Annotated in this window: 26 protein-coding genes and 1 pseudogene; 15 read left to right on the forward strand and 12 right to left on the reverse strand. The window is 59.4% G+C overall.

The features are described 5' to 3' along the window. Nucleotides 1–37: 37 nt before the first annotated feature. The gene (locus ADJ79_RS11225) at nucleotides 38–562 is read right to left on the reverse strand and encodes a hypothetical protein (RefSeq protein WP_050716040.1); all 525 of its coding nucleotides are present in this window, start codon (nucleotides 560–562) and stop codon (nucleotides 38–40) included. Here ADJ79_RS11225 and ADJ79_RS11230 point away from each other — a divergent pair. Next, nucleotides 556–1,920, forward strand: coding sequence for a hypothetical protein (locus tag ADJ79_RS11230; RefSeq protein WP_156304175.1), 1,365 nt, complete (start codon nucleotides 556–558; stop codon nucleotides 1,918–1,920). The two genes, ADJ79_RS11225 and ADJ79_RS11230, sit on opposite strands and share 7 nt — an antisense overlap. 83 nt (nucleotides 1,921–2,003) lie before the next feature. Further along, nucleotides 2,004–2,220: pseudogene (locus tag ADJ79_RS15745) on the forward strand (hypothetical protein); the annotation flags it as partial. 201 nt (nucleotides 2,221–2,421) lie between these two features. Here ADJ79_RS15745 and ADJ79_RS11235 read toward each other — a convergent pair. From ADJ79_RS11235 to ADJ79_RS11240, 3 genes are all read right to left on the reverse strand, one after another. Then, entirely contained in the window at nucleotides 2,422–3,789 is a 1,368-nt protein-coding gene (locus ADJ79_RS11235) for a hypothetical protein (protein WP_156304176.1), read from the reverse strand. Between the two features lie 425 nt (nucleotides 3,790–4,214). Beyond that, nucleotides 4,215–4,475 (reverse strand): hypothetical protein, encoded by a 261-nt coding sequence (locus ADJ79_RS14550; RefSeq protein ID WP_156304177.1) that lies wholly within the window; start codon nucleotides 4,473–4,475, stop codon nucleotides 4,215–4,217. Between the two features lie 275 nt (nucleotides 4,476–4,750). Then, the gene (locus ADJ79_RS11240) at nucleotides 4,751–4,987 is read right to left on the reverse strand and encodes a hypothetical protein (RefSeq protein WP_050716043.1); all 237 of its coding nucleotides are present in this window, start codon (nucleotides 4,985–4,987) and stop codon (nucleotides 4,751–4,753) included. Nucleotides 4,988–5,048: 61 nt separating this feature from the next. On the opposite strand from ADJ79_RS11240, the gene ADJ79_RS11245 reads away from it, so the two are divergent. The 10 genes from ADJ79_RS11245 (at nucleotide 5,049) to ADJ79_RS13375 (ending at nucleotide 11,077) form a co-directional block, all read left to right on the forward strand. Further along, nucleotides 5,049–5,231, forward strand: a complete 183-nt coding sequence (locus ADJ79_RS11245; RefSeq protein WP_050716044.1) for a hypothetical protein — start codon at nucleotides 5,049–5,051, stop codon at nucleotides 5,229–5,231. 470 nt (nucleotides 5,232–5,701) lie between these two features. Then, nucleotides 5,702–6,799: a phage/plasmid replication protein gene (locus ADJ79_RS11250; protein WP_050716045.1), complete on the forward strand. Its 1,098-nt coding sequence runs from the start codon at nucleotides 5,702–5,704 to the stop codon at nucleotides 6,797–6,799. Next, nucleotides 6,783–7,166 (forward strand): hypothetical protein, encoded by a 384-nt coding sequence (locus ADJ79_RS11255; protein ID WP_050716046.1) that lies wholly within the window; start codon nucleotides 6,783–6,785, stop codon nucleotides 7,164–7,166. The genes ADJ79_RS11250 and ADJ79_RS11255 overlap by 17 nt, the downstream gene beginning before the upstream one ends. Continuing rightward, nucleotides 7,166–7,297, forward strand: coding sequence for a hypothetical protein (locus ADJ79_RS15600; protein ID WP_256381497.1), 132 nt, complete (start codon nucleotides 7,166–7,168; stop codon nucleotides 7,295–7,297). Before ADJ79_RS11255 ends, ADJ79_RS15600 begins: the two co-directional genes overlap by 1 nt. Beyond that, nucleotides 7,294–7,677 (forward strand): hypothetical protein, encoded by a 384-nt coding sequence (locus tag ADJ79_RS14555; protein WP_156304178.1) that lies wholly within the window; start codon nucleotides 7,294–7,296, stop codon nucleotides 7,675–7,677. Before ADJ79_RS15600 ends, ADJ79_RS14555 begins: the two co-directional genes overlap by 4 nt. 1 nt (nucleotide 7,678) lies before the next feature. After that, on the forward strand, nucleotides 7,679–7,822 hold the full coding sequence (locus ADJ79_RS14560) for a hypothetical protein (RefSeq protein ID WP_156304179.1): 144 nt from the start codon (nucleotides 7,679–7,681) through the stop codon (nucleotides 7,820–7,822). Between the two features lie 70 nt (nucleotides 7,823–7,892). Then, nucleotides 7,893–8,123: a hypothetical protein gene (locus ADJ79_RS14565; protein WP_172674057.1), complete on the forward strand. Its 231-nt coding sequence runs from the start codon at nucleotides 7,893–7,895 to the stop codon at nucleotides 8,121–8,123. A gap of 91 nt (nucleotides 8,124–8,214) precedes the next feature. Then, nucleotides 8,215–9,507 carry a hypothetical protein gene (locus tag ADJ79_RS15020; protein WP_172674058.1) on the forward strand — a complete coding sequence of 431 codons (1,293 nt, stop codon included), beginning with the start codon at nucleotides 8,215–8,217 and terminating at the stop codon, nucleotides 9,505–9,507. A 10-nt stretch (nucleotides 9,508–9,517) separates the two neighbouring features. Then, complete coding sequence (locus ADJ79_RS11265; protein ID WP_253273818.1) at nucleotides 9,518–9,856, forward strand: DUF2523 family protein; 339 nt, start codon at nucleotides 9,518–9,520, stop codon at nucleotides 9,854–9,856. Continuing rightward, on the forward strand, nucleotides 9,857–11,077 hold the full coding sequence (locus ADJ79_RS13375) for a zonular occludens toxin domain-containing protein (protein ID WP_082203280.1): 1,221 nt from the start codon (nucleotides 9,857–9,859) through the stop codon (nucleotides 11,075–11,077). 40 nt (nucleotides 11,078–11,117) lie between these two features. On the opposite strand, the gene ADJ79_RS11275 is transcribed toward ADJ79_RS13375, so the two are convergent. Continuing rightward, entirely contained in the window at nucleotides 11,118–11,372 is a 255-nt protein-coding gene (locus ADJ79_RS11275) for a hypothetical protein (RefSeq protein ID WP_050716049.1), read from the reverse strand. Nucleotides 11,373–11,664: 292 nt separating this feature from the next. Here ADJ79_RS11275 and ADJ79_RS11280 point away from each other — a divergent pair, with 292 nt between their 5' ends. Then, complete coding sequence (locus ADJ79_RS11280; RefSeq protein ID WP_082203281.1) at nucleotides 11,665–12,279, forward strand: recombinase family protein; 615 nt, start codon at nucleotides 11,665–11,667, stop codon at nucleotides 12,277–12,279. A gap of 457 nt (nucleotides 12,280–12,736) precedes the next feature. Here ADJ79_RS11280 and ADJ79_RS11285 read toward each other — a convergent pair whose 3' ends face one another. The 5 genes from ADJ79_RS11285 to ADJ79_RS11305 form a co-directional block, all read right to left on the reverse strand. Continuing rightward, entirely contained in the window at nucleotides 12,737–14,905 is a 2,169-nt protein-coding gene (locus tag ADJ79_RS11285; RefSeq protein ID WP_156304181.1) for a TonB-dependent siderophore receptor, read from the reverse strand. 442 nt (nucleotides 14,906–15,347) lie between these two features. Beyond that, the gene (locus ADJ79_RS11290; protein WP_050716050.1) at nucleotides 15,348–16,220 is read right to left on the reverse strand and encodes a metal ABC transporter permease; all 873 of its coding nucleotides are present in this window, start codon (nucleotides 16,218–16,220) and stop codon (nucleotides 15,348–15,350) included. 204 nt (nucleotides 16,221–16,424) lie between these two features. Continuing rightward, nucleotides 16,425–17,327 (reverse strand): metal ABC transporter permease, encoded by a 903-nt coding sequence (locus ADJ79_RS11295; RefSeq protein ID WP_050716051.1) that lies wholly within the window; start codon nucleotides 17,325–17,327, stop codon nucleotides 16,425–16,427. Continuing rightward, nucleotides 17,324–18,205, reverse strand: coding sequence for a manganese/iron ABC transporter ATP-binding protein (locus ADJ79_RS11300; protein ID WP_050716052.1), 882 nt, complete (start codon nucleotides 18,203–18,205; stop codon nucleotides 17,324–17,326). The genes ADJ79_RS11295 and ADJ79_RS11300 overlap by 4 nt, the downstream gene beginning before the upstream one ends. Further along, nucleotides 18,202–19,191 carry a metal ABC transporter substrate-binding protein gene (locus tag ADJ79_RS11305; protein ID WP_082203282.1) on the reverse strand — a complete coding sequence of 330 codons (990 nt, stop codon included), beginning with the start codon at nucleotides 19,189–19,191 and terminating at the stop codon, nucleotides 18,202–18,204. Before ADJ79_RS11305 ends, ADJ79_RS11300 begins: the two co-directional genes overlap by 4 nt. 172 nt (nucleotides 19,192–19,363) lie before the next feature. Between ADJ79_RS11305 and ADJ79_RS11310 the strand changes: the two genes are divergently transcribed. Next, nucleotides 19,364–19,759, forward strand: a complete 396-nt coding sequence (locus tag ADJ79_RS11310; protein WP_050716053.1) for a DoxX family protein — start codon at nucleotides 19,364–19,366, stop codon at nucleotides 19,757–19,759. A 206-nt stretch (nucleotides 19,760–19,965) separates the two neighbouring features. Here the strand turns inward: ADJ79_RS11310 and ADJ79_RS11315 are convergent, their stop codons facing one another. Together ADJ79_RS11315 and tsaE are read right to left on the reverse strand one after the other, a co-directional pair. Continuing rightward, on the reverse strand, nucleotides 19,966–21,444 hold the full coding sequence (locus ADJ79_RS11315) for an N-acetylmuramoyl-L-alanine amidase (protein ID WP_050716054.1): 1,479 nt from the start codon (nucleotides 21,442–21,444) through the stop codon (nucleotides 19,966–19,968). Nucleotides 21,445–21,447: 3 nt separating this feature from the next. Continuing rightward, nucleotides 21,448–22,053 (reverse strand): tRNA (adenosine(37)-N6)-threonylcarbamoyltransferase complex ATPase subunit type 1 TsaE, encoded by a 606-nt coding sequence (gene tsaE / locus ADJ79_RS14575; protein ID WP_050716588.1) that lies wholly within the window; start codon nucleotides 22,051–22,053, stop codon nucleotides 21,448–21,450. Nucleotides 22,054–22,141: 88 nt separating this feature from the next. Between tsaE and queG the strand changes: the two genes are divergently transcribed. Beyond that, on the forward strand, nucleotides 22,142–23,254 hold the full coding sequence (queG, locus tag ADJ79_RS11325) for a tRNA epoxyqueuosine(34) reductase QueG (protein ID WP_172674059.1): 1,113 nt from the start codon (nucleotides 22,142–22,144) through the stop codon (nucleotides 23,252–23,254). Nucleotides 23,255–23,448 lie beyond the last annotated feature (194 nt).

A 23,448-nucleotide genomic window follows, 5' to 3' on the forward strand; every position in this document is an offset into this window, starting at 1 on the left:
GCCATCACGGCCGAAAAGTGCAGGCCCATGCGGTCGCCTACAGCGGCTGGGTGCCGCCTGCATAGCTGATGGCAAAGCCGCGCTTGCGGTAGAAGGCGGCGTAGGTATAGATCTCGCAGGACTCGGGCCCCGTCTTGCGGTAGTAAAGAGGCCAGCGGATTTTTCCTTCGATGCGGTATGTTTTCCCTGCGTACACGCTGCCGTCACTGATGTTGGGGATGGATTCAGGAAAGGGGCCTGTGCGCGCCCACAGCATTTCGGTAAGAGGCACGAATTGCGCGTCTATTTCCCGCTGCGAGAGATGGATGAAATGCCGGGCGCACAACACCAGTGCCACGCTGATCCAGCACACGGCAGCAATCTCCGTCAGCCGCCGCTCGCGTATCGGGATGTAAACGCCTGCGAAAATGGCCCCTAACGACAGCCATCCCGTCACGACCAGCCAGGTGGCCACCAGCGGTCCGTCCGCCACCCATTCCGTATCCGTGTAGCGGGGAATCCAGGCCCAGCCTATGAACGCGACAGCCAGTCCCAGTGTTTTCAGGAATTTGCGCCATGACATACCGTGCAGACCCTCGTGCGAAACATGATTTGAAGAGTAACCCGAGTCGCAGCTCAAAACGCGCTTCCAGCCTCAGCGACGATGAAAAAACACCGCCTGTGCTGGCTTTGCTGCTGACGGGCGGCATTCTGATTTTGATGGCCATTGGCTATTCCTTCTGGATTCAACAGAAGGCAGAGATGGCAGAAGGCCCGGAAATATTCCAGAACACGCCGCATGACGATGAGTTTTTCAAGAAACTGGAATTCAAGGATCTTGGGGAACGTGTCGTTTTCACTTCGCCCAGCTTCCCGGAGGGCATATCGATTGACCGCGTGGAGCTTGCCTTTGCGGATGAAGCCAGTTTTTACGGAATGCCGGCGGTGGACGTGAAAAAACGGACAGGTTCTTTTCCCGGCCTCAGGCTGTCATGGCCAGCCGAGCAGGATTTTCCGGGTGAGCGTGTGGAAAACACCTGCGGTTTGCAACATGGCAGCTCCCTCGTGGAGGTTTTGCAACCCGTTTGTTTGCACGCGGACTACTCAGTTTACGAAGGCAACAGCGATGACGCAGTCGTGGAAGCCATCTACACGGGCGGCCGCACGACGCTAGGCATACGCAAAGACAGGGACGAGCAAGGCGAAGCCTACCGCGTGGCCAGTCATTTTTATCAATGGGGCCGTTTCGTTACTGCTGAAATCAGGGGGCAGCGGCAGTGGCTGGGCTGGATTTGCAATCCGAATATCCTGAAGAAACTGAACCGGGAACACGGCATCCCTGATGATGGAGAAGGCGTGGCAATCTTGGATGCAGGCAATGCGCATTGCATGTCGCCGCCAGGCTTTTGGCAAAACCTTTTTTCCGACCGGAACCATACGCAATACCATGACGTGGTATTCCATTGCAGGGATTCCATGAGAAACCGCTCATATTTAAACTGCATGGCCAGCTTTCTGTTCGGCGGCGAAGTGCTGACAGTTTATTTCCCTTCTGAATATCGCGGCGGCCGGATTCAGATAGGCGGTCGTTCCAATGCTGCAGTCTATTACCGTCCGCGTATTGTGGAATCGGCATGGAAACGCTTGCAGCAAATGCAGCAGGAAGGCGCTTCTTCTGAACTGGCGGCGCAGGGCACGCAACGGCGTTTGCAATGGAGCCAGCGCCACTGCCAGCTCATGATGGAGAGCGTTGGGGCATTGCCACGCCAGCAATATCAACCCATTGAAAACGTGGAGTCCCGCTGCCAGCGCACCCGCCAGCGCCTGATAGCCGCCTGGTACAACGCAGCGGGCAACCAGGCCGCGCGCGAGCATTACAAAAGCCAGGTGCAGGAGCTGGATTCGCAATTGGCGGTGCTGATACAGGCTTCAGAACATTGAGAGAGACCGTTGCGGCTTCATCCGCCAACAGGCGGAGCCAGACGGCGGGCGTCTTATTTGTCTGGGCGAGATTCATTTAGGCATTGCACAAGGCCTGCCCGATCAAGCTCAACAAGCTGCTGAGCGACAACGACAAACAGTTCACCGACCGGCTGTGCCAAGCGCTGGGCATGGCGCATCTGCTCATCAAAGGTCAGTGTTCAAGAGCGAAACGCCGATGCAGGCCATGAAACACTGGCTTCAGACGCATCCGCATCTGTTCCACAGGCGGCCTACGATCGTCCAAGGTGCGTCAGGTAGGCGCTCACAGTGCGGATCCGATGCGCGCTGCCAGGATGCTGCTTCCTGCCCAGATAAATCAAAAACAGGAGCAAATTCAAGGGGCTCAAATACCGCTTTGCGCTGGTTCCACTAGGACATGATGCTATTGATAAAGGAGCTAAAAGCGCAGCCTGCACCGCGCTTGTTTCGCCTTTGCGGCGCCAGATTGCGGGCGAGCTTTCAGCGCCCGGCGCTGCACCCGGCCACCGGGGCTTCGCGGTCGGGCAACAGGCCGCCTTCGGTGAAGAAGCGCCACTGGCCGTCGCGCAGCACGCGCCATGCGCCGCAGCCTTGGTCTTCAAAGCCGTCAAAGCCAACGGCGTCGGGCATGGGCGTGCCGCTGTCGTCGTAGGCCATGTAGCGGGGGCTGTTGGCCGCTTCGCCTTTGCCGCTGGCGTCCAGCCGCAGCATGAAGTGGTTGGCGTTTTGCGCCACGAGCGCGCCTGGCAGCGGCTCGCCCAGCGGCGTGAGGCCATTCTGCGGCGTGTAGCTATAGCGCAGCGTGCGGCCTGCGGCATCGGTAAAGCGCAGGGGCTGGCCTTCGCGCAGGGCAGGGCAGGGCTTGTCTGCCGCAGCGGGCACGCCGCCCGCCAGCAGGGGTTGCAGCGTGGGCGAGAGGTAGTGGCACGTGCCGCCCGTGTGGTCTTGCAAGGCCAGGTAGCGGCGCTGGCCGTCTTGCGTGCGGGCGTCATGCACATCTTGCGCGGCGGGCAGGGTGGTGATGGGACGGCCATCGGGCAGGAAAAACTCGATGAGGCCGCTTTCTTCGCTACTTTTCTCGCCGCTTTCTTCCTCACCGCTTCCGGCGGGGCGCTGGGCCAGCAGCAGCCAGATTTTTTGCGGCTGCCCGCTTTCAGGCAGCGCTCCCACGGCGGCGTAGCGCATGGGTACGGTTTCGCGCAGGGTTGCCAGCGCCAACAGGCCCGCCGCGCCTTGCTCGTTGGCCACCGGTTGCAGGCCAGACGCCGCAGGCACGGGGTGGCTGCGAGCCAGGCCGTTTTCATCCGGCGTGGCCAGCCAGGCGCTGCGGGCCACCACGCGGCCTTGCTGCACGCGCATGAAAACCGTGCCCCGCCGGGCGTCACCCAGCGCCAGCGTGAGCGCGGCGGGCGGCTGCCCTTGCCCGGCATAGCGGCCGTTTTGCCAGGCGCTGGCGGGCAAGGCCGGCAGTGCAATGCGCAGCGGCTGGCTGTAAGACTCGCCCAGCAAATCCTGCCCGTGCGGACTGAACAGGCGGCGCTGGCCGTCCCGCACGGCCTCAAAACCCATTGCCGCGCCGCCCAGCGGCACAGGCGCGATGCTGTCAAACACCCCCGCGCGCGGCGCGGCGCGCAGCACGTAGCGCAGGCAGCCCTGAGCCGTTGGTTCAGCCCGCACGCGGCGGTACCAGCTCAGATCGGCGGCGCTGCCGTTGTGCGAGCGCAGTTCCTTGCCCGTGTAGGCATCGGCCGCGCAGGGTGCAAGCTCCTGCGCGGGCGCTTGCGCCTGGGCCTGAGCGGCGCAAAGCAGGGGGGCCAGTAGCAATAGGGAGCGAAGAGAAATGGGCATGACGCAAAAAGAGCGCTGAACGACGCGAACGAGCATACCCGCATCAAGATAAGCGCCAAAGCCGTGCAAACCACAGTCAAAAAGCCATGAATCGCGAAAAACGCAATTGACACGAGCGTCTGTGCTTATTGCCGCACTTTTTGTTTTGGAAAAACGGGAATGGATCCGCGCCCAGAATCAAAAAAGTGGATTGCCGTGCGGCCAGAAATTTTGAAAACAATTTCTCCGCGCAAATTTCTCCGTACGAAACAAATGGCATCACCCGCGCCGCAGTGCGGCACCAGTTCTCGCAGGCAAAGACATGCGGAACTCAAGCGGCGGCCCACGCTTGCCGTCTGTCTCTGCTTTCGTTTTCTCGTATCAGAACGAGAGCGAATTTGAAGGGCAGAAATGCCTTCTTGCGCTGATTGCTCCTGGATATCCAGCTATGGCTTTGTGTGCAGTAAGGCCTGAAGCATTTGTTCTTTGAGTGCGCTTTCTGGTTCTGTTTCGATAGCCGCAACGGCTATCCAGTGATCTCTGTTTTCTCCTAATTTTGTAGCAAGGCAGCCAGCTAGGGCGGGGCTTAGGCGGCCTTTTTTCTTCGCTTGTGAAAACGTGCTTTTGTCGATAGCTAGTTCTTTGCACCAGGCTGAAGCGCGTTTCTTCGCAAGTGCTTTTTCCATTAGCTGAAGCGTTTGACTCATGGTGTAGCTCCTTTGTCAAGGGGTGAGTGTAGATGCTCTATCAACTATTTTTGTTGACACACTATCAATTCAGGCTTAATGTTGATGCTCTATCAACAAGGAGCCTGCAATGCCCCCTTCCCCATCTCTTCAATCGTTGCTGCTACAGATAAGGGAGCACGGTTGTCGCGTGTTCATTGGCGGCCACGCTATCCATGTGCCTGCTGGCCTGCACGCTAATCTGATAGCAGGCGTGCTATCTGACTGGCTGCGTGGCAAGGAGATCGGCAAATGACCTACTCGCCGCGTCTCTCTTTTGCTTTGCGCTCCCTGCGCTCTCGCTGCAACTTTTCTCTGATCTCTTCTCTGGCGCGCATATCAGCCTCAATGCGTTTGCGCCTGCGCTTGTCAGCAAGCCGCCGTTCCAGTCTGGCGACTTTGATCTTGATGAACGCGATCAAAGCGGCAAAAGCAATGATGAATATGCCGAATTTCCAAACCATGGAAAGCGCGGCGTCCAAAAGTTCATTCATAAACACTCCCAGCGAAAAAAAAAAAGAAATTATGCGGCTTTAAGGCCAAGGAGGCCCGCAAATGAGCATTGTTGATTTCTGCGTTGGTTTTATTTTGGCTGTGTACTTCACGCTGATTTTTGCTTATTTTTTGTCCATTATTTTGAATGCGTTGCCCCCCGCCCAAACACCCCAGCAACAGTCCTGCTTGAAGTCGCATTGCAGGCCACGCAAGCAGGCCGGGCGTGGGGGCGACACCCAATAAGTGAGGTGGCGGAATATGTACACATATAACGAACACCTCCAAAGATGTGCTGAATATGCGCGGCAAGGCATATCAGACAAAGCAACATACGTTCAATTACGTATTCTAAAGGGGCAAACAACCGCATGCGCCCGAATTATGGGGCTTTGGGTTACACCTGAAGGATCTCACCTGTGGCGTCTGGCCCTGCAATGGCCCTTCAGCGGCCTTAAATACGTCGCCTTTGAACGCGTGAGACTGTGCAGCGGGGTGGGTAGCGGCTGTACCTGCCAAACGCAGCGCGGGGCCGATACGGGGCGCGGAGGGGTCCCCGCTTGCGGGGCGGTGCCGCGCCTCGTTGAGGCCCCGCGCGAAGCCTTTGAACGGCTTCATTTCGAGCTGCTCAAAAAACAGGCAGCGGGGCGTGACGTGATGGTTACACGTCACTTTAGTCCGGAAAACCGGAAAAACTGCCTAAAAAACGTGCAGCCATGACCCCCGTTTTCCGCTTGCATCGTGGTGGCAAAGACTGGCATGTCTGCCCTGCCAGCCAGGTGCAATCCGTCGGCTTCTGCGACTGGATCAGCATCTACCAGCAACACGCCTGCGATCTGCCTCGTTTGTGTGATGGTGCGTTTATCAGCATCGATAAGGATGGAAACACCGTTAATACCACGCTAAAGAAACTGAAAGTGGAAGGCAGCCACGAAACCCGCGTTTTTATTCGTTGTGATGGTGGAACAGTTTATTTTGAAGGCAACGTTAGCCGGTTTGGCAGGCCCGATAATGTTTTTGGATATTCATTCATTGACTGCATCCAAAAAATCAACAATCTGATTGTTCAGCATGGATTACCTGCATTCACGGAGGGTAATCGCTTTATCACAAACTGGCGCGGCAATCCGCGTAGTGAATGGACTGGTGCAATCATTACCCGCGTTGATTTGACGGAAAACTTTTCGACCGGTTCACGTGATGAAGCCATAGCTTTTATGCGCTGGCTTCAGGGCCAGCAAGTTAGCCGCTTGAAAACGGGCACATATGGCGATTGTGAAACGGTTGATTTTGGCCGGGGTTCAAGGCGTGTTTATAGCAAAGCCTATTTGAAATCAGCGGAAATTCGCCGTCACTCAAAAGGAAATACCTATCTTGAAAAGTTAGCTGATTGGTGTGACGAAGTGGGATTAATCAGATTTGAGACCACCTATAAAACCACGAAGCTGCATGATATGGGTTGTCACTTTTTGGGCGGGTTTGACATGAAGCAATTGGAAATGGATTTCAAAGAGCGCAAGGAAGTATTGACTCGCAATTCGGCTGAAATGGATGATTTTTCGCAACTGCCAAAAAGCATTCTGGCGACTTATCGAATGTGGCAGGCGGGTGACGACATAACGGCCAAATTGAAAAGGTCGCAATTCTATGTTCATAGGAAGGCGTTGTTGCCTTATGGCGTCGATATATCTGTTAAAAGCAACATCATAAAGTTTCAACCGCGAACAAGGGTAATCAAGCTCGGCCCTGTTCAGAAACCGGAATGGTACGAGCTGCCCGAAATTGAAAGGAAATTGTATGGAACTGGTAGTTGAAATCGTCGGCATGAAGGCATTTAAGGGCACGATTGACGGCAAAGTCATTGATTCGGCGAGTCTGTTCGGCGTAGTGCGTCTGGATAGTCGTTTCAATCGAAGGGATGAATCAGGAACTAACTGGAAAACAGGCTTTGCGCTCGAAGAGTGGAAGCTGCCCGGCAGTGAAATGGCTATGCGCATGATGCATCTGAATCCGTCCATCAAGAATCCGATTTCCGTCAAGCTTGAAATCGAGCGTGTTTCAAACGGCAAGGAATCAACAGAAGTCATTATTGATGCTGTTCCACTTAATAAATCTATTGTCGATCAGGAAACCGGCGAAATCAAATCACCGCAAGCGCAGCATCAAAAGAAAGCGGCCTGATGAAAGTATTGGTTCTGGCGTCTTTGCTTTCAATTTTGGCGGGTTGTGCTGCTTACGATCCGCCGCATCAATTCAATGATATTTGGCACTCTGAAGATCATTATCCAGAGCATTGGAGAAATAGAAGATGAGCCACTATATTGATTGGCAGGATAACAATACTGAAGGTATATGTCCTGATTGCGGTGAAAAGGTTGGCGCTGGTGAATGGGTAAGCGTTACCGTTGGTGGAATCGAATATCCTTTAACTTGCCCTCATTGTCATAACGGTTTGATTGAAAGCAATAGTGATGATGAGGAAGTGCAGGAGTGCTCTTTTTGTGAGCAGGAGTTTTATAAACGCGCGTTGCAGGAACATAAAGGTGGTTATGCATGTCGTGATTGCCGGGAGAATATGATCATATGTGATAACTGCGGCTATTTTAGTGATATGGAGTCTGAGTTTTATGAAGTAGATGAAGGCTCTTTATGCATTTCGTGTTATTACAGCATGTATGGCGATGGTGAATGATATGACTCTGCAAGACCTGCAACAAATCGGTATTACGCCGGAAAGCATTGCTCATGCAATCGGCTTTGGTTTTGCAGTGGTAGCCAGTTTTGCTATTGCGGGCTGGGCTGTTGGCGTAGTCATTAGCATCATTCGCAAGATTTGAGATTGCAGCTTGAAGATTGCTGGGGTTCTTTTTGGTGCAATTTCGCACTGCATTCCTTGAAAGGGAAAATATGAAAACAGTTAAGTTTCTGCAAAAAAACTGGCAAAAAGCCACGGTAGCGACCGGTCTTGTGCTGGCTTCTGGTTATGCAAATGCTGCTGATCCGATTTCAACGCTTTTGGATGGCATTGATATTAGTTCAGCGGGCGCAAAGATTGCTGCCTTTGGTATTGCTGTAGTTGGTATTGCGCTTGGTATTCACGGTATTACCGTTGCCAAACGCGTGATCAATAAAATGTAATCATGCTAACGATAGCCCTGGTTGTTCTGATTCATGTGGTTTTTGCCCTGATTGGAGCGATCGGGGCTATTTGCTTTTTCTGGTTCATCAAATGAAAAAGTTACTTGCATTATTAATGTTGCTTGTGCATGTAACTGCATTTGCAGATTTTACACCTCTGCCTATTTTTGAGGGTGAAGTGGGTCGGGGCATTGGCGCTAATAAAAAGTCGTATTTTGACAATATGGGTGCTTGTAAAGCTTGGGTTTCCGGTTTGGTTTCGGAGCCTTCGTATTGGGATGATTGCTCTGCTACTTATAGCGGGACTGGACTTTGTGAAAATTATCGAGCAAAGGAAGATGATTTTACGGTTGGTTCTTGTTCAGAGGAATCATTTTGTCCTGATAATTCAACGACTCATAGGCGAAGAAATGAAAAGGACAAGATAATAACTACTTGCACTTGCCTTGGTGGTTATGTTGAAAAAGATCATGCTTGCGTGAAGCCTAAGACTTGTGAGGCGGGAAAAGAAATTCATCGTGATTTTCCGGTGAAAGGCCCGTCACAATTATGTGATGGCGGTTGCATGTATAAACTTGAGGCGTCGGTTGATACAGGGGAATATGGCTGGGGTGGTGATTATGTAGGAACTGGTGCGGAATGTAGTGAAAAGCCAGATAAGCCGGATAAACCGGATGAGCCTAAGCCTGATCCGAATCCCGGCGACGGTGGTGGCTCCGGAGGCGGTGGTGGCTCCGGAGGCGGTGGTGGCCCTGGCGGTGGTGGCTCTGGCGATGGTGGTGGCTCTGGCGGCGGTGGCTCTGGCGGCGGTGGTGGCTCCGGTGGTGGCGGCTCTGGCGATGGCGGCGGCTCTGGTGATGGCGGCGGCTCTGGCGATGGCGGTGGCTCTGGCGATGGCGGCGGCTCTGGCGATGGCCACGGCTCTGGCGATGGCCACGGCTCTGGCGATGGCCACGGCTCTGGCGATGGCCACGGCTCTGGCGATGGCAAGCCAGGTGGCAAACCTGGGGGAAAACCGGGCGGTAAGCCTGATGGCAGCGGCGAATGTGAAGGAAATGACTGCGCAGATAACAACGCTGGCCCTGGCCTTCCCGGCACGCCTGATCTTTATAAAAAGCAATATAAAGATGGCATTAAAGGTGTTTGGAATGAAAGAAGCGCCGAAATGAAAAAAACACCTTTGGGCGGTTTGGCAGGTCGCTTGCTTCCCAAAGTTAATAGTGGTACTTGTCCTAAATGGATGGTTGATTTGAATTTTGGCGGTAGGTGGAATTATGGGGCGGGTGATGTGTCTCCGCCCTGCTGGATTTGGCCTGTTCTTCGTGCAATGGTTATTTGTTGCGCCTTGATATTTGCAAGTCGATTGATATTTGGCGGAGCATAAACTATTTTGTTTGCTGGAGCTGGAGATGCTTAATTGGTTGAAGCAACGCATAGTTGATGTAATAAAGTGGTTTGCCGATATATTTATCGTCATATTTAAAGCGCTCTGGGATTTGGTAACAGACTTGTTTTCATGGGTATTTGATCAGTTGATGGGCCTTGTTGTTTCGGCTCTTTCCGCAATCGATCTTGGTGGTCTGAATAACTATAATCCTCAAACGGGTTTTACTTCGGAAATGTTAAACATAATGGGGCTTTTGGGTGTAGGTGAGGCATCGGCGATTATCGTGACTGCGATTGGGATCAGGTTGATTTTGCAGCTGATTCCTTTTACACGCTTGGGAAGCTAAATGATCAATTTGTTGCTGGGGGCTCCGGGTGGCGGTAAAAGTTATGAAGCCGTCGCCTATCATGTTTTGCCTGCTGTTCAGTCCGGTAGAAAGGTGATTACTAATCTGCCGCTTTATGTTGATGTTTTTGCGGCTATTGTGCCTGGCTGTGAGAATCTGATTGAGATAAGGACTGAAACCAAGGGTATAAAGCCTGAACCTCAAATAAAGAACGTTTTTGGCAGAGAAGTTGATGTTAGCGGTGCATCAACCTGGTCGAATAGGCCGTTCGCACATGTTGAGGATTATCAAGATGAATGGCGCGATGAGAACGGAAGGGGGCCGCTTTATGTCATAGATGAATGCCATTTCTGTTTGCCGCTTGGCAAAACAGATACGGCGGTAGAAGAGTGGTATAGCATGCATCGTCACTACAATGTCGATGTTCTGCTTATCACGCAAAGCTACGGCAAATGCAGCAGGGCCATTATCGATCTTGTCCAAGTCTGCTATAAGGTAAGAAAAGCCATTGCTTTTGGCAAAAGCGATGGATATTTTAGAAAAGTGCTTGATGGCCCGCGCGGTGGTGAAATCAGCGTTCAGCAACGCAAATATGATAGTAAGTTTTTCAAGCTTTATCGAAGTCATACGCACGGAATCGCTCTCGATGAAAAGGATCCGGATGATGTATCTCCGCTCATCGTCAAATATCGGAGATTCACTAGATTCGTCTGGCTTCTTTCATTTTTTGCCTTGATCTATGCATTCTGGCCTTCTGATGGCAAAAAGCCCGAAAACACGCAGAAGCCGAAAAAGGCATCTGAAAGCGTATCCATGATAAGCGATGATTTATCGGATGAAATGACCTATAGGAACGATCGAAAGCCGGATAATGAATCAGCGAAATCAGTTGAGCAAGAAGATGAAAATAAGGAGCTGGAAATAGAACAGTTAAAGGGTAAGCGCATGCATGTTACTGGCTCAATGGAAATGGGGAGCAAAAGACTCATTACGTTTACCGTCTCGGATTCGAGTTCTAGGATATTTGATTTGACAAGCGATGATTTGGAAGCAATGGGCTATAAAGTGCGCATGCTTTCGTCTTGCATCGTCATGCTTGAAATGAATGGCCGATCAACGCCCATAGTTTGCGATGCGCCTTATATGCAGCCAGGCACACAGGATAAGCCCGTTGTTTACGATTCATTCAATGGCCGGTGGAGCAACGAGCGACAACAATAAAAAAACCGCCCGAAGGCGGTTTTTTTATTGGGCGTCGGTGTTATGGCCAGAGCTTGATCAAGATTGCCAGTGCGCCTAGCCCGCTAAATAGTGCCGTCAAAGTCCAGCGTTGCATGTCGGCCATTGCTCGAAGCAAACGTGCTTCGAGTTCTGCGCCGTCTTGCTTTGTGAATAGCTGGTCTTTGTGCAGCGAGTAGCGGCGATCAATGGCCGAATTGATGGATTCGGCAACGGCTTTGGCTTTATCTGCTGGCACGTTGACGGCGGTTAGTGCTTCAAAGATTTCCAGTTCCATAGGGAGCGTCCTTTCAATAGTTGGCGGAGATTTTGCCCGTTCTCCGGTTGGTGATGGCGCCGGGGCGCAGCCCTGGGGCCATCACCATGAGGAGCAACAACTCAACAAAACGGCCAGACTGTCAAGGGGCCGCGCGCAAGCCGCAGCCCGTAGCGGAGCGTAGGGACCGGGTGAGCACGGCGGCGAAGCCCTTGCCCTTGACAGTCTGGCCGTTTTGTGGAACGGGCAACCTGGCCCAAACGAAGCCACCAGCAGCGCCAAAGCAGGCGCAGCGTTCAAAAGGAGAAAACACATGCGGTATGGATATGCTCGCGTTAGCACCATTGAGCAAGATCACGCTTTGCAGTTGGCCGCCCTGAAGGCTGCACGATGCGCCCAAATCGTGCAGGAAAAGCGATCGGGCGTAAAGCAGAGGCCAGAGCTTGATCAGTTGCTATCAAAATTAAAGCAAGGTGATGAGCTTGTGATCTACAAGCTGGATCGTCTGGCAAGAAGCCTGAAAGACCTGCTGTCAATTGTTGAGCGACTGCAAGCCAAGGGAGCGCACTTGCGCAGTCTCACGGAGCCGCTGAACCACGACACACCAGCGGGTCGGATGATGCTGCAAATGCTGGGCGTCTTTGCCGAATTTGAGCGCTCAATCATCAGGGAGCGTTGTATGGCGGGGCAGCTGGAAGCACTGAAACAGGGCAGACCCATAGGCAGGCCGAGCCGGATACCGCTCCAAGATCAAAGCGAAATTGTTGAGCTGATAGCAGCGGGAATGCCGCACAGAGCAGTAGCAGATGCTTACGGCATCAGTGCCAGCCGCGCTCTTGCGATTTATCACGAAGCGATAGGCCGAAAGCGGCGCAATTGGGGCGTGCTTCGCACGTTGTATTACGACAACATTAACCATGCAAGATGAAGGGGCTTGCTATGAAAAGAGGAGCAAGAATTGCACACGATTTAAGCAAAATGCGGTGCGTATAAAGGTATGAATAAAGGAGCGAAATACGGCGCGAAACGAAATGCGAGGTCATGAGGCGAGGATTGGATGTCTCGCAGCCGGAGCGCCATGCAGCCCAGCATTGCTTGGGCGTATTGAAAACAGAAGCGAATCTGTGATGAGATAAAAACTTCGTTCGCCCCGTTCCAGCAAGAGCTTGTTCAAAGTCCGGCCGTGGGATCGGAAAGCGCGGCCTCGGGCGCTTTTGGAGCTTGCCGATTTCAGCATGCTGCAAGGCTTGCCTGTGCCTTGCAGCCCATTCCGATTGGCTCTTTCACCCTTCATGGCCAGATCATGAACGGGTTCTTGACACCAGCTTGCGGTTCATCCCCTTGGCTTTCCAGGCACTCATGAGCAGAAGGCGCTGAACGGGCTTTCAGAACTCGTAGCTGGCCTTGAGCATGACGGCGCGCGGCGAGCCGGGCATGGCGTTGGAGCGCCAGTATTTTTTGTTGGTCACGTTTTGCAGGGCCAGGGTGAAGTTCCAGGGCGCGGCGCTGTAGCCGACCAGCGCGTCCAGCCGGGTGAAGGCGGGCAGGCCGTGTTCTTCGTTTTTGTCGTAGTAGTAGCGCTTGCCGATGTGCGTCAGGCCCGCTTCGGCGAACCAGGGGCGCGGGGCGTAGCGCACGAACAAGTTGCCATTGATGCGGGCGGTGTTGGTCAGGTAGCGGCCTTCTTCGGCGCGGTTTTGGCGGTTTTCAACGATCTTGGCGGACATCAGGCCCAGCGAGCCGCGCACGAACCATTGCGGGTGCACGCGGCCCATGACGTTGAGTTCGACGCCGCGCGAGCGCTCTTTGCCGCGCACGGCCCAGCGGGTGAGGTCGTTGGGGTCGGGGCGGTAGCGGATGTTGGTGTGCTCCAGGTTGTAGACGGACAGCGTGGTGCTGAGCTTGCGGTCCAGCCAGTCGCTTTTGACGCCCACTTCAATCTGGCGCGATTGTTCGGGGTCGGTGTTGAAGGTGGCGGGGTTGGCGGTGGCGTCCACGGTCAGATAGCCGTTGCCGCCGTAAGGGGCGAAGCTGCGGTTCCAGGCGGCATAGACGGTGTGGTCGGCGTTGATGTCCCACACCACGCCCACGTTGGGGCTGAAGGTGCTGCCGTCGTATCCGCTGCTTTGCTTGCGGATGTTGGTAGAGCGGAATTTGTAGCGGTCGTGGCGGCCGCCCACGAGCACTTTCACGTCGGGGCGCAGGCTGATGAGGTCTTGCACGAACAGGCCGGAGGAGTGGGCGCGGTGGTGGTTGTCCAGGGTGGCGGCCGGGCGCGGATTGAGGCGGCCCCAGGTGCCGGGCGCGGCGAAGGGGTTGATGGGCTGGTCACTCCGGGAGCTCAAGAGCGGGTCGCGTTTTTCGCGCGACCAGTCCAGCCCTGCCGTGAGCTTGTGCTCGATGGCGCCGGTGGCAAAGCGGCCGTTGAGCGTGAGGGCGCTGCTGAGGGTTTTGTTGCCCGTTTCCTGCCAGGCGTAGCTCTGGCCCAGCAGGCGCGTGGCGGCGTTGTAGGCGCCGGCAAAGTAGTGGTCGAAGTCTTGCGAGGCGCTGCGGTGCGCCAGCTGCCAGCGCAGGTCCCAGCTGCCGTTGATGGCCCAGGCCAGGTCAGAGCGCAGCACGCTCAAGTCGTCTTTGACGAAGTCGCCCGGGCGGGCGAAGCCCCGCCGCCAGGACAGGCCCATTTGCTCATACACGTGGCGGGCGGGGTTGCGGTCGGGCACGCGGCGGGCGCTGTCCCAGGTGTATTGGCCCGTCCATGAAAGATTGCCCGCGCGCACGGTGACGCTGGGCGAGAGCATGCGGCCGCGCGTGTTCACGGTGGAGCGGAAGGAGTTGGCTTCGCTGGCTTCGCCCGTCAGGCGCACGGCCACGTTCGGGTTGATGACCTGGTTGATATCGACCGTGGCGCTGCGGTTGGCCCAGGAGCCGTAGGCCAGGCCCACGGTGCGCCGCTGCGTGAAGTTGGCGAACTTGCTGACCATGTTGATCACGCCGCCGCCGCTGCTGCGGCCATACAGCACGGAAGAGGGGCCTTTGAGAATTTCCACGCGTTCGATGTTGGCCGTGGAGCGGCGCACCTGGCCGCTTTCGCGGATGCCGTCGCGGTAGATGTCGCTGGCGTCGGCGGAGAAGCCGCGAATCTTGATGCTTTCGCCGCGCATGTCATACGTGGCGTCAATGCCCGCGTTGCCTTCCAGAATGGAGCTGAGGTCGTTGGTGCCGTAGTTCTTGTTTTTCTGGATGTCCAGCACGTCCACGGCCTGCGGCGTTTCCTTGATGGTGAGCTGGTTGCGCGTGACTTCGGCCTGGTCATAGCCGATATAGCCCTTGGTCACGCTGTTTTCCGATGTGCCCGTGACGTACACCGTGGGCATGGTGGCTTCGTATTCGTCTTCGGCCGGTTCGTTTTCAGTGAGAGCGGCCTGGGCTGCCGCGCGCGCCTTGCCGGCAGGTTCTGCGCGATGCGCCTGCTGCGCTTGTGCAGAGGCGGCCATCAGCGCCAGCACGGCCAGCGTCACGCCCGAAAGGCGGGAAAAAAGAAGCGAAGAGTTCATATGCATGAGCGAATGAGAGTGATTGAAATTTTGAATCATATTTTTTCTTGATGTAAATCTGACGTGCAAGGTTATTTTTTGTGTTGCTGGCGTGGCGCGGCGCGGACAGCGCCAGCGGTTGGGTCGATGGCTTGATGGATGGCCTGATTGGCGGCCAGCAGGGCTGCCGTGCGGTCAGCGGCGTACAGGCTCGTTTCTGAAGCGTGCCAGCACGGCTTGCGCCAAGGGTCGAATTCGGATGGCAGATTGCATCAGAAAAAGGAGCGGATTCATGGGGCCAAAAATGCCATTTGCCGCAGTTTCCACCAGGACCTCTTGCTATGGATCGAGGAGCTAATCCAGAGGCGAAATCAGGAGAGAAATGAGCGCGGCCGTTCAGCCCCGCCTACCCGGCGCGCATTTCAGGCTGGCTGACCCTCATGGCCAGAACGCGGCCAGGTTCTCAAACGCCTTGGCGGGCCGCGCTGGCCGGGGCGTTGCCGCGCCGGGCGGCGCGGGCCTGCCAGAGCGAGCGGGCAAAGGCGGCCGTGAAGGCCAGGCCCAGCAGCACGGCAATGGTGGGCGCGGGGGCGCTGTCGAGAAAGAAGCTGAGATACACGCCCAGCACGGAGCAGAGCACGGCGGCGGCGCACGAGAGGCACAGCATGCGGCCAAAGGTGCGCGCCAGCAGCAAGGCGGTGGCCCCCGGCACGATGAGCAGGGCGATGGCAAGAATCAGCCCCACGGCTTGCAGCGAGGCCACAACGGTCAGCGAGACGGCGGCCAGCAGGCCGTAGTGCAGCGCGGCGGTGTTCAGGCCGCTGACGCGCGCCTGCACGGGGTCAAAGGCGTGCAGCAGCAGATCGCGCCACTTCAGCGCCAGGGCGGCGGCCACGAGCAGGGCGACGGCGGCGCTTTGCAGCAGCTCCGGCGCGGCCGCGCCAAGCAAGTCGCCCAAAAGAATGTGGTCCAGGTGCACGCTGCTGCGTATCCACGCATGCAGCAGCAGGCCCAGGGCGAACATGCCGGAAAACACCACGCCCATGAGCGTGTCCTGCCGCACGCGGCTGCGGGTGTGCAGGTAGCCGGTGAGCGTGGCGCACAGCAGCCCGGCCACGAAAGCGCCAGCGGCCACGGGCAGGCCGAGCATGTAGGCGATGACCACGCCCGGAAAGACGGCGTGCGAAATGGCGTCGCCCAGCAGCGCGTAGCCCTTGACGACGAGCAGGCACGACAGAAGCGCCGCCGGCACGGCGGCCAGCGCGGCCAGCAGCAGCGCGTGCTGCATGAAGTCGTATTGCAGGGGAGCGAGCAGGAAAGAGAAAGTGGCGGTCATGACGGATGCCGCAGGCGCGGCGCGCGCGGGCCGCTGGCGGCCTTGCCGTGGGCAAAGCCAGTGAAAGAGGCAGAAAAAGGGGCAGAAAAAGGGGCAGTCGGCGGGGCTTTTCTCGCTCCTTGATTCATAGCATGACCTCCCCGCCAAACGGGCGCGAAAAGGCTTTTTTGACCCATCGAATTTGCTCCCTTCTTTGATGTGTTTTCATGAGCAGCTGCGGGCTGCCGCCGGCGCATCCGCCTTTGAAGCACTGGCGCGGGCGCGGCGGCGCGCGGCCAGCAGGCCGTGGCGCGGGGCAAAAACAAAAGCCAGGGCAAAAAGCGCGGTTTGCAGCAGCACGATGACGGCGCCGGTGGCCCCATCCAGAAAGTAGCTGGCCCAGGCGCCGATCAAACCGCTGGCAACGCCAATGGAGGTGGCGATGGCGGCCACGCGGCCAAAGCGGTCGCTCAAAAGCCAGGCCGTGGCCCCCGGCGTGATGATGAGGGCGATGACGAGAAAGGCCCCCACGGCCTGCATGGCGGCAATGGTGCAGGCAGCCAGCATGGCGAAAAAGCCCGCCTTGAGCGCCGTCACGTGCAGGCCCACGCTGCGGGCGTGGCCTTCGTCGAAAAACACCGCCAGCCAGTCGCGCCACTTCAGCAGCAGCGCCAAAAAGGTGAGCAGGCTGATGGCCACAAGCTGCGCCAGATCGCCCGGCGTGATGGCCAGCACGTTGCCCAGCGCAATGGTCTGAATGCTGATGCCCGCCGGCGCCAGCGAGATGATGAACAGGCCCAGCCCCAGGAAGGTGGAAAACGTCACGCCGATGACCACGTCCTGCTTGAGCCGCGTGCGGCTGTTGATGAGCAGCATCACGCCCGCCGCCAGCGCGCCGGAGAAAAAGGCCCCCAGCGAGTAGGGCAGCCCCAGCAGATACGCGCCCGCCACGCCGGGCACGATGGCGTGCGAAATGGCGTCGCCCATGAGCGACCAGCCGCGCAGCATGAGAAAGCACGAGAGAAAGGCGCACACGCCGCCCGCCAGCGCGGCGGCCAGCATGGCGTGGCGCATGTAGGCGTAGCCCAGCGGCTCGGCCAGCAGGGCGCAGACGGCAGCCAGGCTCATGGCGCGCCCCCCGCGCCCGCATCAGGCTGTCCGCGCACGGATGAGCGCCCGTGCAGCAGCACCAGCGGGCGCTCGTCGTCGGTGACGATGCCCACGCCTTGCGCTTGCGGCAGCTCGAAGTGGCGCAGCACGCCGCCGAAGGCGCGCTCCAGATTGGCGCGGGTGAACACCTCTGCCGTGGGGCCGCAGGCCAGCACCGTGCCCTGAATGAGGGCGGTGCGGTCGCAAAACTCGGGCACGCTGCCCAGGTTGTGCGTGGACACGAGGATGACGCAGCCTTCATCGCGCAGCTGGCGCAGCAAATCGATGATGGCGCTTTCGGTCTTCACATCCACGCCGGTGAAAGGCTCGTCCAGCAAGATGACGCGGGCCTGCTGCGCCAGCGCGCGCGCCAGAAACACGCGCTTTTTCTGCCCGCCGGAAAGCTCGCCAATCTGCCGTCCGGCCAGCGCAGACATGTCCACACGCTCCAGCGCCTGCCGCACGGCGGCGCGGTCGGCCTGGCGCGGCAGGCGCATGAAACCCATGTGGCCGTAGCGGCCCATCATCACCACGTCTTGCACCAGCACGGGAAAGTTCCAGTCCACTTCCTCGCTTTGCGGCACATAGGCCATCAGGCGCTGGCGCATGGCCTGCGCCACGGGCAGCCCCAGCACCTGCACCTGCCCGGCCGAAAGCGGCACAAAGCCCATGACGGCCTTGAACAGCGTGGATTTGCCGCTGCCGTTCACCCCCACCAGCGCGGTGATGCTGCCCGCAGGCGTTTCAAAGCTGGCGTCGCGCAAGGCCGTGTGGCCGTTGGCATAAGTCACGGTCACGCCCCGGGCGCAAATGCCGCTGCTGGCGGCAGGGGCGGCGGCGCTGGCGGCTTGCGTCATGGCTGGCCGCCCTGCTGCTTTTTGAGGCCCTCGGCCAGCCCCTGGGCGATCGTGCGGCTGGTCACGCGCAGCAAGTCCAGATACGTGGGCACGGGGCCGTCTGCCGTGGTGAGCGAATCCACATACAGCACGCCGCCGTAGTGAATGCCCGTCTCGCGCGCCACCTGCTGCGCGGGCTTGGGCGAAATGGTGCTCTCGCTGAAGATGGCGGGCGCCTTGTGCTGGCGCACCATCTCGATCATGTGGCGCACCTGCTGCGGCGTGCCTTGCTGGTCGGCATTGATGGGCCACAGATACAGCTCCCGAAGGCCAAAGTCGCGCGCCAGATAGCTGAAAGCGCCCTCGCTCGTGGCCAGCCAGCGCGCGCCGGGCGGCAGCTTCTCCAGCTCGGCGCGGATGGGGGCGATGGCCGCCTGAATGCGCTGCTTGTATTGCTCGGCATTGGCGCGGTAGGCATCGGCATGCGCGGGGTCGTGCGCGGCCAGCGCATCGCGGATGTTGTCCACGTAAACCAGCGCGGCGGCGGGCGACATCCACGCATGCGGATTGGGCTTGCCCTCGTAGGGGCCGGCGCCAATGCCGATCGGCTCCACGCCTTGCGACACCACCGCCTGCGGCACGTTTTTCACGCGGCGGAAGAACTTTTCAAACCACGTCTCCAGATTCAGCCCGTTCCACAGCACCAGCTGCGCGCCTTGCGTGCGCGCCAAATCGCCCGGCGTGGGCTGGTATTCGTGAATTTCCGCGCCGGGCTTGGTGATGGACTCCACCTGCGCCGCATCGCCCGCCACATTGCGGGCCATGTCGGCAATCACGGTGAACGTGGTCACCACCTTGAATTTGGGCGCTGGCTGCGCCGCCGCTGGCGGCAGCCCAAGAGCAAGGGCCGCCGCGAAAGCCGCCGCGAAAACCCTTGCGCCAGCGGCAGTCAGCGCGGCGCGGCGGCCAAGGCGCGAGCGGCGCAGGAAAGCGGAAGAAGTGAACATGCATTTGCCTTTCTTTTGTTTGTGCAGATGAGAACAGATGTCAATTTATCTTAGGCTCAAATGAAATGCCGCCGCTGGCGGCGCCAAGGGCGCCCAGCCCTTTTCCTCCGTGGTAAAAGCGCGGTCTTGCCGCCGTGCATTTTTCCACTTCACTCTCCAAAGGGGCTTTTTCATGACTTGGCTTTCCCGCTTTCAGCCGCAGCTGCTGGCCCTTTTGCGCATCACCGCCGCCTACATGTACTTCTGGCACGGCACGGCCAAATTCTTCGGCTACCCCACGGCGATGGGGCATGTGGAGCTGCTGTCGCTCAAGGGCGCAGCGGGCGTGCTGGAAATTGGCGGCGGCCTGCTGCTCATGCTGGGGCTGTTCACGCGGCCCGTGGCCTTTTTGCTTTCCGGCCAGATGGCCGTGGCCTACTTCATGGCCCACAGCCAGCCCAGCATGTGGATGCCGCTGCTCAACAAGGGCGAATCGGCGGCGCTGTTTTGCTTCATCTTCCTGTACCTGGCCGCCGCAGGCGGCGGCGCGCCCTCGCTCGATGGCCTGCTGCGCCGCAAACGGGCTTGAGCTGCTCTTGAGGGCCTGCTCGCAATCGTCCGTGAGCGCGAAAAGCGCAGCCTTAGGGTGCTCTGCGGCGTTGCAAATCCTTGATGGATCACGAGGCCGTCTGCGCCTTGCAATCCATTCTGATCTGTGGCTCCTCGCGGCCAACTCTGGGCAGGTGCTGAAGCGGCCCGGCCCATATCAGCCGTCCGCTGCTGGCCTTGAAGCCCCTAGGCCAGCGGCGGGTTGGCGGCGAAGTAGTTGCGCACGCCCACGAGCAGGGCGTCGGCCAGGCGGCTTTGGTAGGCGGCGGTGCGCAGCTTGCGCTCTTCTTCGGGGTTGCTGATGAAGGCGGTTTCGACCAGCACGCTGGGGATGTCGGGCGCGCGCAGCACGGCAAAACCGGCGCGCTCCACTTGTTTTTTGTGCAGGTGGCCGACTTTGTCCATTTCGCGCAGCAGGGCATGGCCGAGCTTGAGGCTGTCGGTGATTTGCGCGGCGGTGCTCATGTCCAGCAGGGCGCGTTGCAGGTGGGGGGCGCGGCTGGCGGCGGCAATGTTGATGCCGCCCACGGCGTCGGCCTGGTTTTCTTTTTGCGCAAGCCAGCGGGCGGCGTTGCTGCTGGCGCCGCGCTCGGAGAGGGCAAAGACGCTGCCGCCGCGCGCACCGGGGTTGGTGAAGGCGTCGGCGTGGATGCTGATGAACAGGTCGGCGCCCACGCTGCGGGCCTTGTGCACGCGGGTGTTCAGGGGCACGAAGTAGTCGGCTTCGCGCGTGAGAAAGGCCCGCAAGGGGTAGCGGCCGGCGGTGCTGGCGTTGAGGCGGTCGCGCAGATACAGGGCGATGGGCAGGACGACGTTTTTCTCGTTCGTGCCCGCCGGGCCGGTGGCGCCGGGGTCTTCGCCGCCGTGGCCGGGGTCGATGGCCACGAGCAGCATGCGGCGCGGGCCGCCGCGCGAAGACGGGGCGCTGCCGCGCGCGGGCGGGCGGATGCCGGGCGCGCCCGCGCTGGCGACGGTGCGGTCAGGCTCGGGCCTGGGCGGCGGTTTGATGCCGATGCCGTCTGCCGAGGCCACGGCGGTGGAGGGAGCGCCGGGTGCGCCGGATGTGCCGGGTTCGCGGTATTTGCTGGTCTGGCGGGCGATGAGTTCGGCCAGGGGGTCGTGCTCGTCGGCCTGCGCCACGTGCACGCCCGTGGCCGGCGGCGTGGGCTGGCCGGGCGGCGGGGCGGGAATGGGCGGCTGCGCGCCGCCCTGGCCCAGCTGGGCGAGCAGCATTTCCATGGGGTCGGGCGGGTTGGCCGGGTACAGGTCGAACACCAGGCGGTATTTGTAGGCGGCCACGGGGGTGAGGGTGAACACTTGCGGTTCGGTGGCGCGCTTGAGGTCGAACACCAGCCGCACCACGTCGGGCGTGTATTGGCCTACGCGCACGCCGGCGATGTTGGGGTCGTCGCTGCGCACTTTGCCCACCAGCTGCTGCAAGGCGGCGTCGAGTTTGAGGCCGTCAATGTCCACGGCCAGGCGCGGCGGGTCTTCCACGGTGCGGTGGCTGGCTTTCAGGGGCGCGTCAGACTCGATGGTCACGCGCGTGTAGTCCTGCGCGGGCCACACGCGCACGGCGATGATGCCCGCGCCTTGCGCCAGTTGCGGCGCGCCCAGCAGCAGGGCCAGGGAGCTGCCTTTTTTGAGGAGTTCGCGGCGTTGCATGGCTCAGAAGCTCTCCAGGGTGTGCGAATCAAGGGTGTTCAGAAGCCGCCGCCCCAAAGGGGTGGCGGCGGTGAGGGTGATGCGGCGCGCTTGCAGAGCGCCGTCTTCGGCGGCGCTGCCTTCTTCGGGGGCGATGAGCACATCCAGATCGGGCACGGGCAGCAGGCTGCCCGCTTGCTGCGGCCACTCGGCCAGCTTCAGCGCGGGCGCGGCAAAGGCGTCGCGCAGGCCCGCGTCTTCCCACTCGGCGGGGTCGCTGAAGCGGTAGAAGTCAAAGTGAAAAACGGCCAGTCCTGACGGCGTTTCATGCGGCTCCATCACGGCGTAGGTGGGGCTTTTGATGCGCCCGGCCACGCCCAGGGCGCGCAGCAGGTAGCGCGTGAAAGTGGTTTTGCCCGCGCCCAGGCCGCCGCGCAGGGCGATGAACGCGCCTTGCGGCGCGGCCTCTTGCAGCTCGCGCGCCAGGCGCTGCGCCAGCGCGGCGGTGCCGGCCTCGCTGCGGCAGGCCAGTTGCAGGGCAGGGGGGGTATCCGGGGCGCTGTTTGCGGCGCTGTCCGGGGTGTTTTTCTGCAAGGCGGAAGGTGAAGGCGCTGCTTGCAGGGCGGTCATGGCGTGTTCATGGATATGGACGGGGCGGCGGCGGGCGGGCTGTTTTGGCAACAATCCGGCCCCTTTGCGGAAACGACAAATACAAATCATGCCCACCGATCAAGACCCGCAGGCCCGAATCGACCCTGTTGCACTGCTGGAGCGCGTGCGCGCCTGGGCCAAGGAGCTGGGATTTTCCCAAATCGGCGTGGCGGGCGTGGACCTGTCCAGCGCCGAGGCGGGCCTGAGCCAGTGGCTGGCGCAAGGCTTTCACGGCAGCATGGACTACATGGCCGCGCACGGCGTCAAGCGCGCGCGCCCTGCCGAGCTGGTGCCCGGCACCGTCAGCGTCATCACCGCCCGCATGGACTACCTGCCGCGCAGCACGCCCCAAGGCTGGCAGCGCGTGGAGTTCGAGCGCCTTCAGCGCCCGCAAGAAGGCGTGGTGTCCGTCTATGCCCGTGGGCGCGACTACCACAAGGTGATGCGCGCGCGCCTGCAAAAGCTGCAAGCGCGCATGGCCGCCGAACTCGGCCCCTTCGGCCACCGCGTCTTCACCGACTCGGCCCCCGTGCTGGAGGCCGAGCTGGCCGCCCGCAGCGGCCAGGGCTGGCGCGGCAAGCACACCCTCGTGCTCTCGCGCGATGCAGGCTCCATGTTCTTTCTGGGCGAAATCTATGTGGACATCGCCCTGCCGCCCAGCGAGCCTGTCACCCACTACTGCGGCACATGCACCGCCTGCATGGACGCCTGCCCCACCGGCGCCATCATCGCCCCCCACCGGCTGGATGCGCGGCGCTGCATCTCCTACCTGACCATCGAGCTGCACGGCGCCATTCCCGAAGACATGCGCCCGCTCATTGGCAACCGCATCTACGGCTGCGACGACTGCCAGCGCGTGTGCCCCTGGAACAAATACGCGCACGTCAGCGCCTTGCCCGACTTTGATGAGCGCGAGGGCCTGACGGACGCGCCCCTGACCGCCCTGCTGGCCTGGAGCGAAGAAGAATTTCTGCGCCGCACCGAAGGCAGCCCCATCCGCCGCATCGGCCATGCCCGCTGGCTGCGCAATGTGGCCGTCGCTCTGGGTAACGCCCTGGCCCGCCTGCCCGCAGACGACCCCGCCCGCGCCCCCTTGCTGGCCGCGCTGGCTGCGCGGCGCGAACACCCTGACGAAATGGTGCGCGAGCACGTGGCCTGGGCCATGGAGCAAAAAGCCTGAGAGCCGCCTGCGCCGTCTGGCCATTCGCTCCTCGCGGCAGGGTTTCATTCTTCAAAAAGAGGAGCAAATTCAGCGGCATGAAAAAGGGCTTTCGCGCAATGTGCACTAGGACATCATGCTATCAATCAAGGAGCTGATTCAGACGGCCAGTTGGCTTTCGTGAACAGGCTCCGGGGCGGCTTGCGCCTGCCCTG

This window comes from Ottowia sp. oral taxon 894 (assembly GCF_001262075.1).
Taxonomy (GTDB): Bacteria; Pseudomonadota; Gammaproteobacteria; order Burkholderiales; family Burkholderiaceae_C; genus Ottowia; species Ottowia massiliensis.

Excerpts from the sequence above, each read along its gene's own strand:
- ADJ79_RS11230 (WP_156304175.1), top strand. The coding sequence starts at position 556 with ATGACATACCGTGCAGACCCTCGTGCGAAACATGATTTGAAGAGTAAC.
- ADJ79_RS11225 (WP_050716040.1), bottom strand. The coding sequence starts at position 562 with ATGTCATGGCGCAAATTCCTGAAAACACTGGGACTGGCTGTCGCGTTC.
- ADJ79_RS11235 (WP_156304176.1), bottom strand. The coding sequence starts at position 3,789 with ATGCCCATTTCTCTTCGCTCCCTATTGCTACTGGCCCCCCTGCTTTGC.
- ADJ79_RS14550 (WP_156304177.1), bottom strand. The coding sequence starts at position 4,475 with ATGAGTCAAACGCTTCAGCTAATGGAAAAAGCACTTGCGAAGAAACGC.
- ADJ79_RS11240 (WP_050716043.1), bottom strand. The coding sequence starts at position 4,987 with ATGAATGAACTTTTGGACGCCGCGCTTTCCATGGTTTGGAAATTCGGC.
- ADJ79_RS11245 (WP_050716044.1), top strand. The coding sequence starts at position 5,049 with ATGAGCATTGTTGATTTCTGCGTTGGTTTTATTTTGGCTGTGTACTTC.
- ADJ79_RS11250 (WP_050716045.1), top strand. The coding sequence starts at position 5,702 with ATGACCCCCGTTTTCCGCTTGCATCGTGGTGGCAAAGACTGGCATGTC.
- ADJ79_RS11255 (WP_050716046.1), top strand. The coding sequence starts at position 6,783 with ATGGAACTGGTAGTTGAAATCGTCGGCATGAAGGCATTTAAGGGCACG.
- ADJ79_RS15600 (WP_256381497.1), top strand. The coding sequence starts at position 7,166 with ATGAAAGTATTGGTTCTGGCGTCTTTGCTTTCAATTTTGGCGGGTTGT.
- ADJ79_RS14555 (WP_156304178.1), top strand. The coding sequence starts at position 7,294 with ATGAGCCACTATATTGATTGGCAGGATAACAATACTGAAGGTATATGT.
- ADJ79_RS14560 (WP_156304179.1), top strand. The coding sequence starts at position 7,679 with ATGACTCTGCAAGACCTGCAACAAATCGGTATTACGCCGGAAAGCATT.
- ADJ79_RS14565 (WP_172674057.1), top strand. The coding sequence starts at position 7,893 with ATGAAAACAGTTAAGTTTCTGCAAAAAAACTGGCAAAAAGCCACGGTA.
- ADJ79_RS15020 (WP_172674058.1), top strand. The coding sequence starts at position 8,215 with ATGAAAAAGTTACTTGCATTATTAATGTTGCTTGTGCATGTAACTGCA.
- ADJ79_RS13375 (WP_082203280.1), top strand. The coding sequence starts at position 9,857 with ATGATCAATTTGTTGCTGGGGGCTCCGGGTGGCGGTAAAAGTTATGAA.
- ADJ79_RS11275 (WP_050716049.1), bottom strand. The coding sequence starts at position 11,372 with ATGGAACTGGAAATCTTTGAAGCACTAACCGCCGTCAACGTGCCAGCA.
- ADJ79_RS11280 (WP_082203281.1), top strand. The coding sequence starts at position 11,665 with ATGCGGTATGGATATGCTCGCGTTAGCACCATTGAGCAAGATCACGCT.
- ADJ79_RS11285 (WP_156304181.1), bottom strand. The coding sequence starts at position 14,905 with ATGAACTCTTCGCTTCTTTTTTCCCGCCTTTCGGGCGTGACGCTGGCC.
- ADJ79_RS11290 (WP_050716050.1), bottom strand. The coding sequence starts at position 16,220 with ATGACCGCCACTTTCTCTTTCCTGCTCGCTCCCCTGCAATACGACTTC.
- ADJ79_RS11295 (WP_050716051.1), bottom strand. The coding sequence starts at position 17,327 with ATGAGCCTGGCTGCCGTCTGCGCCCTGCTGGCCGAGCCGCTGGGCTAC.
- ADJ79_RS11300 (WP_050716052.1), bottom strand. The coding sequence starts at position 18,205 with ATGACGCAAGCCGCCAGCGCCGCCGCCCCTGCCGCCAGCAGCGGCATT.
- ADJ79_RS11305 (WP_082203282.1), bottom strand. The coding sequence starts at position 19,191 with ATGTTCACTTCTTCCGCTTTCCTGCGCCGCTCGCGCCTTGGCCGCCGC.
- ADJ79_RS11310 (WP_050716053.1), top strand. The coding sequence starts at position 19,364 with ATGACTTGGCTTTCCCGCTTTCAGCCGCAGCTGCTGGCCCTTTTGCGC.
- ADJ79_RS11315 (WP_050716054.1), bottom strand. The coding sequence starts at position 21,444 with ATGCAACGCCGCGAACTCCTCAAAAAAGGCAGCTCCCTGGCCCTGCTG.
- tsaE (WP_050716588.1), bottom strand. The coding sequence starts at position 22,053 with ATGACCGCCCTGCAAGCAGCGCCTTCACCTTCCGCCTTGCAGAAAAAC.
- queG (WP_172674059.1), top strand. The coding sequence starts at position 22,142 with ATGCCCACCGATCAAGACCCGCAGGCCCGAATCGACCCTGTTGCACTG.